This window comes from Bacteroides sp. 519 (assembly GCF_010500955.1).
In the GTDB taxonomy this organism is placed as follows: domain Bacteria; phylum Bacteroidota; class Bacteroidia; order Bacteroidales; family Bacteroidaceae; genus Bacteroides.
The window spans coordinates 40821-53202 of the sequence record NZ_QVMJ01000020.1 but is presented as its reverse complement, the minus strand read 5'-3'; the positions used below and the strand labels follow the sequence as shown (position 1 = coordinate 53202).

Here is a 12382-nt window from a genome sequence, read left to right as displayed (position 1 = left end):
ATAGTTCTGAGGCTTGCATAAAATATTATATAAAAATTAAATGCAAAGATACAGAACAAGGAAAAGACAATATAGGCGACAAAGCGGAGACGCTTACACAAAAGTGCCACAGGTAAGATACAAAAGTGCCACAGGGAAGATACAAAAGTATCACAGGGAAGATACAAAAGTATCTTAGGGAAGAGTAAATAGTAAATAATGCAACTGCATGTTAGAGCGGTAGCCCCAGTATAAAACAACTCCCTTCCCCAGATTTTGAAATAACAGAAATCGTTCCTTTATGTAAATTCATTATCTGTTTACATAAACTTAACCCAATCCCCGATCCTGTTTTCTTGGTGGTGAAGAAAGGAACAAATACCTTATCCAGTACATCAGGAAGAATTCCCTCGCCATTATCCTTAATAGAAATAACTGTTTTATTTTCTACCGTTTTGGTTTCGCTTTCAATAATAATAGAGGCTGTTTGTTTTCCCTCGACAGCTTCCCGGGCATTCTTTATTAAATTAATAAGCACCTGCTCTATCTGCGAACGATCAACAACCAATGTTGTTTCCGGATTCTTAATATTAAACACAATAGCATGATCTGGGAATAATTTCCGGATATCCGAAAATAACTCTTTTACTACAACCTTTTTTAAAACAGGAGCCGGCAAACGGGTTAACCTGCGGTAGTTTTCTACAAAATCCAAGAGTCCTCTACTGCGGCGATGTATGGTTTGCATTGCCTGGTGCATTATTTTATAATCCTTCTCCTGAACAGGAAACTGTATATCGCGTTCGCTCAATGTTTCAGCCAGAGAAATAATGGGAGTAATTGAATTCATAATCTCGTGCGTTAAAACCCGGATTAGCTTTTGCCATGCTTCCATTTCGTTTTTTTCTAATACAGCATGAATATCTTTCAGACTGATAAGCATCTGTTCCTTTCCCTGTGCCAAAAATACAGTAGAAGAAACTGCCATCTCTTGTACCTGTCCATTCTTTTCCAGGTTAATGGTTTGCGTGTCCGATAAATTATTCAGAATAGTTTCCGGAACATTCAAACGGTTTGGTAAGAGCATACTTGCAGACTTATTCATCCATTCAATTCGTCCGGAAGCATCGGCCACTAACACTGCTGTATCTACTTTATTGAGCAGGTTTTCATAATATTGATGCTTAATTTCTTCTTCCAGAACCCGCTGTTTAAGATTTCGCATGGCTCCTGATAATTCAGTAGCAAGTTCGCGCATCATCTTATTCTTTATTGAAACAGGAAACGACTGGGTTAAGTCATTGAAACGTATACTTTCAATAAGCCGCTGCATCATATAAATATGTCTTCTTTGCATTACATACAGATTGATTCCCGTAACTATTAAAAGTAAAATAAGAACAAGGGTACTAAACCATAATTCCTTTTCTATCAGTATGTAAATACCTATAGATAAGATTGAAATCAATAGGATATGTATAAATATGCTGATTGAATAATATTTCATAAGCCTAGTTTTTCTAGTTTCCTATATAAAGCAAAGCGGGTAATACCCAGGTAACTGGCAGCCTTCGAAACATTCCCTTCGCTCAATCGCATAGCACGTTCAATAGCCTGCTTCTCCAATTGTTCAAGGTTCAGAACCTCATCTTTCGACTTTTGTTGTTGGGTAGTTTGGAAAACAAAGTTTTCCGGACGTATCGTCAGGTTGTCACTCAATATCACAGTACGTTCAATGGTGTGTTGAAGTTCGCGTACATTACCCGGCCATCCATACTTTAATAATTTGTTCTTAGCTTCCCGGGTAAAGCCATGTATTTCCTTTTTATACTTATTGGTAAATCGTTTCAGGAAGTATTCTGCCAGCAATATAATATCGTTTCCTCTTTCGCGAAGCGGAGGGATATGTATTTCAATCGTATTTATACGATACAATAAATCCTGCCTGAACATCCCTGTATCTACCATCTGATGAATATTACCATTCGTAGCACTAATTAAGCGTACATCAATTGGTTGCATATACGTACTACCCAATCTGCTGATTTGTTGTTTCTCGATGGCAGTAAGAAGTTTAGCCTGCATTGGCAATGAAAGATTTCCTATTTCGTCCAGAAAGAGGGTTCCTCCTGTGGCTATTTCCATTCTTCCCGGCTTGGGCTTTTTTGCATCTGTAAATGCGCCCTTTTCATATCCAAAAAGTTCACTTTCAAATAGTTGCTCAGGAATACTTCCCAAATCAATTGTAATAAAAGGTTTGTTATTACGAGGCGAATATTGGCAGAGCAATCGTGCAATAACATCCTTTCCCGTTCCATTCTCACCTAAAATAAGGATATTAGCATCTGTGTCACTTAATTTTTCAACAGTATTGAAAACCTCGCGCATAGCAGATGATTCGCCGATAATCTCCGTATCAAGACTACCCGTTCCGGCTAATATCTCTACTTTTTCCTTTAAAGTTGAAACTTCCCGGCGAGACAAACGCAATTTTAAGCCGGAAGATAAGGTAGCAAGTAATTTCTCCTTTTCCCACGGTTTTGAAATAAAATCTGTAGCTCCTGCCTTGATAGCTTTGACTGCTTTTTCTGTATCGGCATAAGCTGTCATAAATATCACAACAGCATGAGGGTCAATTTCCAAAATCTTTTCCAGACTTTGTAATCCTTCCTGCCCACTGATGGCATCTCTACCGAAGTTCATGTCAAGGAGTATTATATCCGGATCGAAAGTAGACATGAAATGGGGGATCTTATCAGGAGTTACTGCAACCTTAATCTTTTCAAAATAGGGTTCCAGTAACAAGTTTAGAGCAAAAAGAACATCTTCATTATCATCAACAATTAATATTTTACCTTCTTTATTCATAACCTTTTTATATATGTATCGGAATGCTACAAAGATAAGTATTATAACAACGTGTTGTATGTGCGTATACGCACGCAATTCGTGCATAATCGCACGCGGTACACTGTCTTATCTTTATGTTAAGTTGTTGATATTTAATTTATTATGTGTTTGGTATGGCGTTTGATACAATAGTTGTATAAAATTAATTATATGACAATCAAACAGCTGATATATTTTATTTTGTTTCCTGTTGTGGTTAATCCTCTTTGGGCTCAGTCTTCGGTTATGAACCTTTCATTAAAAGAAACGATAGAGCGCGCACAACAGCACTCGCCCGATGCACAAACGGCACGGCATGGTTTTCGTTCCGAATATTGGAACTACAAATCATATAAGGCAAACTATCTGCCGTTTCTTACCTTAACTTCAAATCCATATCTTAACCGGGCCATAAATAAAATTACTATGGCAGATGGAACTATAAAGTTTGTGGAACAGAATGTACTTTCGGCGGATTTATCTCTAACACTCACACAAAACGTAGCATGGACAGGTGGGAGTTTTTTCGTTGAAACAAATGCCCAACGGCTGGATATGCGTTCGGATAAAACAACCTCATGGCAAACTTCTCCTTTTATATTCGGTTATAGTCAAACTTTATTTGGTTATAATGCACTAAAGTGGGATAAGAAAATAGAGCCGGTTCGCTATGTGGAAGCACAAAAAACATATCTGGAAACTTTAGAACTGGTAGCAGTACGGGCTACCGACCGTTTTTTTGCTTTGGCAACAGCTCAAAGTAATTTTGAAACAGCTTCTACAAATTACGCCAATGCAGATACTCTTTATCAATATGCACAAGGCAGATACAGCATAGGTACCATTACCGAGAACGAAATGTTACAACTTGAATTAAACAGACTTACCGAAGAGACAAACCGGATGAATGCCCAGATTGAAGTGGAGAATGCCATGCAAAGTTTACGTTCATATTTAGGGATGCAGGAAGATGTGGAATTACAGGTAGCAATAGATCAGCATGTTCCGCAGTTTTGGATTCCTTTGGACGAAGCCATTATGAAGGCACAGACAAACAGCCCTGAAATTCAGAATATGATACGGCGAAAGTTTGAAAGCGAGAGTGCTGTGGCACAGGCAAAAGCATCGGCAGGGTTCAAAGCTGATATTTATATTCGTTTTGGCCTTACCCAAACAGGAGATAAACTGCGGGATGCATATAAGGACCCATTAGATCAGCAATTGATAAGTCTTGGTCTTACATTGCCCATACTTGACTGGGGACGGGGAAAAGGCAAAGTGAGAGTCGCCAAATCACGCCGTGACCTGGTATATACGCAAGTAGACCAGGACAGGATGGACTTTGATTTAAATGTCCGGAAACTGGTGAAACAATTCAATCTACAGGCACAAAGGGTACAAATTGCAGAAAGAACAAACCAAACAGCTCAACGCAGGCATGATGTGGCACGCAGGCTCTATATTCTGGGAAAATCAACCATTCTTGATTTGAATGCATCTATAACCGAAAAAGATTCAGCCCGAAGGAATTATGTTACTTCCCTGTATAAGTACTGGAGTTTGTATTATACACTTCGTAGCATTACGCTTTACGATTTTGAGCATAACCATGAATTAAAAGCTGATTTGGAGAATTTATAAATTAAAAATAGCCGCAGATAACGCAGATTGCACGGATTTATAAACACGGATTATTTTAATCTGAATTTATCCGTGCATTTAAAATCCGTGCAATCCTACGTTATCTGTGGCTAAATTAAAAATGAATATGGATATAAAGATTGAAAAGAAGCCGTGGTACATACGATATAAATATTATCTCGCCGGCGGCATTATATTTATTGCTTTCCTTATCTATGTAATATCCCTTTCGGTAGGACCACGTAAACTGCGTATTGATTCAGATAAAATACAAATAGTCGAAGTTGCTAATAACAAATTTATGGAATATGTAGATGTAGAAGGTATTGTACAGCCTATACTCACCATAAAAATAAACAGCAGGGAGGCCGGAAGTGTTGATCGGATTGTAGGAGAGGAGGGAAGCCTGCTAAAGAAAGGAGATACTATACTGGTACTCTCTAATCCGGATTTACTGCGAACCATTGAGGACCAGCGCGACGATTGGGAAAAGCAACTCATTTCGTACCGTGAAAAAGAAATTGAGATGGAACAAAAAAGCCTGAACCTCAAGCAACAAGCCATGCAAACCGATTATGAACTGGCACGCTTAAAAAAAAGCTTTGAACTTGATAAAGAAGAGTTTCAAATGGGTATTAAAAGCAAGGCTCAACTGGCTGTATCCGAAGATGAATATAACTTTAAACTAAAAAATGCGGAGCTTCAACGCGAAAGTTTGCAACACGATTCTGTAATGACCATAATCCGTAAAGATCTTCTGTTAAACGACAGAGAACGAGAAAGAAAAAAATATGAACGGATTAAAGATCGTTTGGACGACTTGATAATTAAAGCCCCCATAAACGGTCAGCTTAGCTTTGTTAAGGTTACTCCTGGTCAATTAGTTGGTACCAATGAGAGTATTGCCGAAATAAAAGTACTCGATCAATTTAAAATTAGTACTTCGTTAAGCGAATACTACATAGACCGTATTATTACTGGTTTGCCTGCAACTGTAAGCTATCAGGGAAAAAGATTTCCTTTAAAAATAACCAAAGTAGTGCCCGAGATTAAAGATCGCACTTTTGCTGTAGATTTGGTTTTTACAGATGAAATGCCCGAGAATGTACGCGTAGGCAAAAGTTTCCGTGTACAAATAGAATTAGGGCAGCCGGAAGATGCATTAGTTATGCCCCGTGGAAATTTTTATCAGTCAACCGGAGGGCAATGGATATATAAAGTGGATAAAACCCGTACGAAGGCAGTGCGCGTACCGATTTCAATTGGTCGGCAAAATCCGCAGCAATACGAAATTGCTGATGGTTTACAACCAGGCGATTTGGTCATTGTTTCGGGATATGATAACTTTGGAGAAGCACAGGAGTTGATATTGAAATAAAATACGATAAACTTATACAACTGAAATATTATGTTACTACATTACATCAAAAATGCGTTTCGCAATATAGTAAAGTATAAACTTCAAAGTATAATCAATATTATAGGAATTTCTATTGGATTGATTAGTTTTATATTTGGTTATCAGTGGTTTAAATATGAAACATCTTACGATAGTTTTTTTCCACGGTCGACCGATATATACGAAATAATTGGTATTGAAACTCAAACCGGAAAAAAAACTGATAGGTTACCTTTTGTACTAATTGAGGCACTTAAAAGAGATTTTCCTGAGGTAGAACAAATTATTCCACTTTATGAAAGATTTGGAAGCAATTTCAAGGTAGATGAGAGGTTATTGAGCGAAGCTGAAGAGGAATTTATCGATGAATCTTTTTTTGAATATTTTCCACCCAATGTAATTTGTGGACAACAAACTGGATTGGGGGCGAAGGATGAAGATCTTATCATAACCAGATCATATGCAATAAAGAACTTCGGTTCGCCCGAAGAAGCTTTAAATGTAAAAATAACAGGTGGATATACTGATTATTTAGAGGTAGTTAGTGTAATAGATGATTACCCGGAAAACTCAATGTTTCATCATGTAGAAGCTTTCCATACAGATGTAATGACCCGCAAACATGCTCATCATATTCCCGAAAATCTAAGGTGGAAGCAAAATGAGGTAAAGCTATATGTATGTTTGAATACCAAAAGTGATAAGACCAAATTTAAAGATAAATTAGTGAATTATCTTGTGGACAATAATTACAATACAGGTCTTCAATTGGAAGCAGTTACGCTAACTGCTGTACGACACACATTAGGTACTGACCACTCCTTTAATATCAACTACATCCGTATTTTTGTTGTTGCTACATTTATTTTATTGGTTTGCGTCCTATTTAATTTCATTAATTTATGGGTCAATAACATTTATAACAGAATAAAAGAAATGAGGCTTCGACACTCGATAGGTGCAGGAAGAATTTCTCTGGTATTTCAACTACTCATGGAAGTTGTAATTCAGTTCGTTTTCATATTAATTCTGTCTTGTTGCCTTATCGAACTCTTGCTACCACTCTTTATTAAAGTGTTTGATATAAAAGTAGAAACGAACTATTTATGGAGTAATTTTCTTATCACATATTTCATAAGTTTATTAATAATTATTCTTATCTCGCTTCCTTCGTTGTTAGCTTTTATTCGGAGATCAGCCTTGCAACTGTCTGGTGGTGTACAAGCTCATCAAATTGGTTTTGTTCGCAATGTAGGAATGATTTTTCAGATGGGTATTTGTGTGGCATTTATGTTCTGTGCACTTTGTATCAGTCATCAAGTATATTACATGATGAATAAAGATCTAGGATTTAAGAAAAATGGACTAATCTATTTTATCATGACAAATAGAGATCGTGAGGCCACTGTTCGCGAGTTTGAATCCATTCCATTAATCACAAATTTTACCGGAGCCGGAATACTTAGATACAGTCATGAACCTTATGTTACCAATTTGGTAAATTGGGAGGGGAAACCAGAAGATTATAAACCTAATTTTCAAATAATAGATGCCGACAGTGAGTTTGTTCGCACATTTGAACTGGATATTGTAGAGGGAGAGATGTTTGGAACTTTGGAACTATCAAAAGACAGGTATGCCAATGGTAAACAGGTTTTGATTAATGAGGAAGCTGCCCGCATAATAGGGATTGATAATATTGTAGGAGGCACCATACAGCGTTGGAACGGAATGATGCAAAACGGAACGTTTTTAATGAAGGACATTACAGTGGTAGGTATTATAAAAAACTTCCAGTCGGCAAGTTTTCGTAATCCCATACTTCCTCAAATAATAGAACAAGTGTCTAACCGTTATGGTAGTTATACCTACTTTGTTAGAGTTCCTGAGGATAAAGAAAATGAAGGTATTAAACAAATTCGTGCTGCATTTAAAAAGCAAGCTTTGGATGTTGATCCTGAACCTGAGATATATACCATGAATGAAATTTTCAGTCAATTACATAAATCAGAAGAAGGTAGCCTGCGGCTGTTTGTATTATTAGCCATACTTTCTGTAATAATTTCACTTTTCGGGATATATTCCATATCCTATTCAACCATGCAACGCCGCCGTAAAGAAGTTGCTGTACGTAAGGTAATGGGTGGAAGTACCAGAAATATCATCCGGATGTTTATCTGTGAATATCTGCGTATTGTAGTGGTGGCTAATATACTCTTTATCCCTTTCTCATGGTATTTTATACATAAGTGGATTCAGCAATTTTCTTATCGGGCACCAATAGGCTGGGGCGAGTTGATAATAGTAATTGCATTGTCTACATTATTTGTACTGCTCACGATATTGGGGCATATTTTAAAAGTATCTTCAGAGAATCCGGCAGAGGTAGTTAAATCTGAATAATAATAACCATGATAAAACACTACCTGAAAATAACAATCCGAAACCTGGTTAGAAACCTATGTGCGCCAAACAGATATTAATGTATGGTTATACCTGTTTATTTTTATAGGAATTTCGTTAGTTGTTTTCTTAAGTGTACTTCATCCTGTTTTGAAAGCAGTGCAACAAAATCCAGCCAAAGTTTTAAAAGGAGAATAAATTAAAATCAATATATTATGATTCTACATTATGTTAAAATAGCTCTTCGCAATTTGCTAAAACATAAATCGCAAACAATAGTAAGTGTTTTAGGTATTACTGCTGGTATTCTTTGTTTCTCTATCTGTACATATTTTATGCGTGCATTATATAGAAGCGATAGCGACTTCCCTCGCTATAAAGAGATGGCAGTTCTGCGTATGCAATATCCGGATACAGAAGAGTACAGTTACCCGCGACAGAATGTTGTTAAAATGTTTGCAGAACAGTTTCACAGTGATATGGAACTCATTATTGGAATGGAATATTCAACAAAACCATATAATGTAACCATAGATGATACAGACTCCAAAAGAACTGTCCGGATTATATCACAAGCAGTAAATGCCGATTTTGTGCAAGCATATCCACCTGAATTAATTGCAGGTTCACTTAATGAATTCAGTGCACAACCGGATAGAGTATTTATAACAGAACAGTTGGCAAATAAACTTTTTGGAAAAGAATCGCCCATTGGTAAAACGTTCTCTTCCGAATCTGTTTCTTATAAAAAACTAGATACTCCTATTATTTTTACAGTAGTAGGAGTAATGAAACCTTATCCGAGCTATGCATTTGACAATCCTTTATCATTTGAGATGTTGCATCATGCAGAGATTGAAAAGCATGCAGGTTACTTCTATACTTATATTCTTAAACCCGAAATCAATATAAATGATTTGAATGAGAGATTAGGAAAGATAGAATTTAATGGTGCTAAGGCTAAATTAGTGTATAAACATGAGCTGCGCGAAATGAATCCTGCTGCTTTATTTGTTGCAATTATTGGACTTTTGGTGCTGTTGGCAGGCTTGTTGAACTTCTTAAATATAGCCATTAGTGCATTTGCAAATCGCATAAAGGAGTTAAGTATCCGAAAAACATTGGGGGCTTTACTTCGCCATCAGTTCTTTATCTTGTTTACAGAATTATTATTTATTCTGATTCTCTCGTTTCTTTTTTGTATGATGCTTACAGAAACGCTAATACCCTATTTGCTTAATCAACTACCACACATGATAGCTCGTGAACTTGAGATAGATTTACATGAATTGGTTAGGCAACAAGTTTTCTATTTTGTTTATATCCTATTGTTTTGTTCGTTAATAGCATGGGTTGGTGTGTTTCGTATAAAAGTAAAGCAAAAATACTCCAAACATTATGTAAGAAACGTTTTACTGGGTGTTCAATTCTTTATTTGTATAGTGTTTGTTTTGGCTACAGGTGCAACCTACTTGGTATCTAAAAATACATTGAAAATAAAAACTCCTTATCTTACTGAAAACGAAACAACTAATATAGCATGTATTCGTTTGGGGAATGAAAGAGTTATTTTGAAGAAACATATCCCGGAGATAGTAGATTATATTCACTCATCACCTTTATTTGAAGGATATACTTTTGTTAATGAATCATCCTATAACATTAGTAATTCGGACGAACAGCACGATATTTTAGTACGACATATTTCTCCTGAATATATGAATATAATGGGAGTACCTATTGAACGAAAACCAAAAGAAGGAGAACCTTGCTGCTATGTGAATGAAGCATTGTTTGAAAAATTAAACAAAGATTCAGTCGATTATATCCGAATTAATAATAAAACATATCCTGTAGCACAAACAATAGAAGCTGTTGAATTAGGATGGTATCTAAAAGAGGTAGCGTTTATTCCGGATGCAGATATTTCAAATCCAGACTATATTTATGTTCAAATGAAAAAAGGAAAATCTCAAGAAGGTTTATTTGCTTTACAGGAAAAAATTCAAGCTTTTTTGCCTGAATATAACACATTTGAGATCTATACTTTAAAAACTGACCATTTATCAGGTGGACAAAGTTTATTACAGGGACTGTTTACAGCTTGTAGCATAATTTCGATACTGATTACAATCCTGGGATTATATGGAGCTATAACAACAGATACACAACGAAGACAAAAAGAGATTGCAATACGGAAAATAAATGGCGCCGAGATGAGAAATATATATTATATTTTTGGCAAACTGTATGTTTGTTTATTTATTATTGCTGGTATTGCAGTTTGCAGCATAGGTTTCTTTATCTTTAATTTGCTGTCTTCCAATTTCAATGTCTTTTTCGACTACAAAGATCCACTATACTGGATAGCTTCTTTCCTATTTGTTATATTGATAATTTTTTGTACAATATCCTATCGTATATATAAAATATCAAGAATAAATCCGGCCGATATTATAAGAAATGATTAGTAATATAAAACTAGAATAGTTATGATTAAAACAATTAGTTTACAGAAAATCTTCCGTACAGAGGAAGTAGAGACATGGGCTTTAAACAATGTAAGCATCCATATTCAGGCAGGTGAGTTTGTGGCTGTTATGGGGCCTTCGGGTTGTGGTAAATCTACTCTTTTAAATATTCTTGGTTTACTTGATAACCCTACAGGGGGCGAATACTACCTTAATGGCATCGAAGTCTCTAAGTATTCAGAAAGTCAGCGAACAAACTTAAGAAAAGGAGTAATCGGTTTTGTTTTCCAGAGTTTTAACCTCATTGACGAATTGAATGTTTACGAAAACATTGAGCTCCCACTGTTGTATATGGGTATATCGGCAACCGAACGTAAGAAACGGGTTAACATAGCTATGGAACGGATGGGAATAACCCACCGTAGCAAACATTTTCCCCAGCAGCTATCAGGCGGACAGCAGCAGCGCGTAGCCATAGCTCGTGCCGTAGTTGCTAATCCTAAACTAATTCTTGCGGATGAGCCAACCGGTAATCTTGACTCTAAGAATGGTAAAGAAGTGATGGAACTTCTAACTGAACTAAATAAAGAAGGAACAACCATTGTTATGGTGACTCACTCACAGCACGATGCAGGTTATGCAGGAAGAATTATTAATTTGTTTGATGGGCAGGTGGTTACTGAGGTTAGTTTATAATTCATTTAAACAAATGAATGTTGTAGATTTTAGTCGTCGAGATTGTATTTCCCATTCGTGTATTTTCTATTCATGCAATCTTATGTACTTTGTACTTACTGAACCTTCATTATTGTGTTAAATATAAAATAGTACTCTATAAACTCCTCTACACAGAAGTTTAAAAGTCGAAAATTGCCGTCACACCAGCACTCACCCATTTATCTATTTGATTAATAACTGGTTAAAGCGTGCTGGCAAAGTGTGCTGGCAATTATAATTACAATTTGCCAGCACGCGATATTGCGTATAAAACAAACAGTTTCATTTTTGTTTCGTCCATTGAAACAGGTAGTTTCCTATATAGGAAACCAACAGTTTCATATATAGAAAACAAGTGGTTTCATCCATAGGAAACTAGTCGTTTCATACCGTGAAACAGTTGGTATCCTACTGAGAAACAGTTGGTATTCTACCGTGAAACCGTTGGAGTTCTTTGTTAGTTTCCAAAGCATACGTATTATACTTCTGGCCTGAGGGCTATGCATTGGGGCATATCACCCTGAAGGGGCATCAAAATCGGAAGTTATAAAGAATTGTATTTTTTGTCAGGATAGTGCAGTTTGAAGTATATGTTGATATATTTTAGAGTATCTTATATATCACTATAATGTCCGTCTTACCAAAGGAGACGGACACCATTTCTGATGCAAATGTATAACTTTTGATTTTATTATGCAAGAATATGCCTGTTTCCTTGCTGATATCAATGTGTGTCATAATTTGAAAATAACAAATAAAACAGTCATTTTTCTATATATTATGTGTGATAATTAAATAATATATTACATAAATAAATTTCTCGCTTTTATTTAATTAACCTTTATTAAGCATCTGTCGTGCCATTATTGCATCCTTTTACGCT

7 protein-coding genes are annotated in these 12382 nt (G+C 36.1%); 5 read left to right on the top strand and 2 right to left on the bottom strand.

What is annotated here, in order from left to right; all coding sequences use genetic code 11:
• Nucleotides 1-211: 211 nt before the first annotated feature.
• Together D0T85_RS15700 and D0T85_RS15695 are read right to left on the bottom strand one after the other, a co-directional pair.
• Nucleotides 212-1486 (bottom strand): PAS domain-containing sensor histidine kinase, encoded by a 1275-nt coding sequence (locus tag D0T85_RS15700; protein WP_163214477.1) that lies wholly within the window; start codon nucleotides 1484-1486, stop codon nucleotides 212-214.
• A complete protein-coding gene (locus tag D0T85_RS15695; RefSeq protein WP_163214476.1) occupies nucleotides 1483-2847 on the bottom strand; it encodes a sigma-54 dependent transcriptional regulator in 1365 nt (454 codons plus the stop codon). Before D0T85_RS15695 ends, D0T85_RS15700 begins: the two co-directional genes overlap by 4 nt.
• A gap of 192 nt (nucleotides 2848-3039) precedes the next feature.
• On the opposite strand from D0T85_RS15695, the gene D0T85_RS15690 reads away from it, so the two are divergent.
• The 5 genes from D0T85_RS15690 (at nucleotide 3040) to D0T85_RS15670 (ending at nucleotide 11478) form a co-directional block, all read left to right on the top strand.
• Complete coding sequence (locus tag D0T85_RS15690; protein WP_163214475.1) at nucleotides 3040-4509, top strand: TolC family protein; 1470 nt, start codon at nucleotides 3040-3042, stop codon at nucleotides 4507-4509.
• Between the two features lie 127 nt (nucleotides 4510-4636).
• Nucleotides 4637-5887, top strand: a complete 1251-nt coding sequence (locus D0T85_RS15685) for an efflux RND transporter periplasmic adaptor subunit (protein ID WP_163214474.1) — start codon at nucleotides 4637-4639, stop codon at nucleotides 5885-5887.
• A gap of 30 nt (nucleotides 5888-5917) precedes the next feature.
• Entirely contained in the window at nucleotides 5918-8311 is a 2394-nt protein-coding gene (locus tag D0T85_RS15680) for an ABC transporter permease (protein WP_163214473.1), read from the top strand.
• A gap of 215 nt (nucleotides 8312-8526) precedes the next feature.
• Nucleotides 8527-10782, top strand: coding sequence for an ABC transporter permease (locus D0T85_RS15675; protein WP_163214472.1), 2256 nt, complete (start codon nucleotides 8527-8529; stop codon nucleotides 10780-10782).
• Between the two features lie 21 nt (nucleotides 10783-10803).
• Complete coding sequence (locus D0T85_RS15670; protein WP_163214471.1) at nucleotides 10804-11478, top strand: ABC transporter ATP-binding protein; 675 nt, start codon at nucleotides 10804-10806, stop codon at nucleotides 11476-11478.
• The last annotated feature ends 904 nt before the right edge of the window (nucleotides 11479-12382 follow it).

What these genes read in the sequence shown, in the direction of transcription:
- D0T85_RS15700 (WP_163214477.1), bottom strand. Translation starts at nt 1,486, where the DNA reads ATGAAATATTATTCAATCAGCATATTTATACATATCCTATTGATTTCA.
- D0T85_RS15695 (WP_163214476.1), bottom strand. Translation starts at nt 2,847, where the DNA reads ATGAATAAAGAAGGTAAAATATTAATTGTTGATGATAATGAAGATGTT.
- D0T85_RS15690 (WP_163214475.1), top strand. Translation starts at nt 3,040, where the DNA reads ATGACAATCAAACAGCTGATATATTTTATTTTGTTTCCTGTTGTGGTT.
- D0T85_RS15685 (WP_163214474.1), top strand. Translation starts at nt 4,637, where the DNA reads ATGGATATAAAGATTGAAAAGAAGCCGTGGTACATACGATATAAATAT.
- D0T85_RS15680 (WP_163214473.1), top strand. Translation starts at nt 5,918, where the DNA reads ATGTTACTACATTACATCAAAAATGCGTTTCGCAATATAGTAAAGTAT.
- D0T85_RS15675 (WP_163214472.1), top strand. Translation starts at nt 8,527, where the DNA reads ATGATTCTACATTATGTTAAAATAGCTCTTCGCAATTTGCTAAAACAT.
- D0T85_RS15670 (WP_163214471.1), top strand. Translation starts at nt 10,804, where the DNA reads ATGATTAAAACAATTAGTTTACAGAAAATCTTCCGTACAGAGGAAGTA.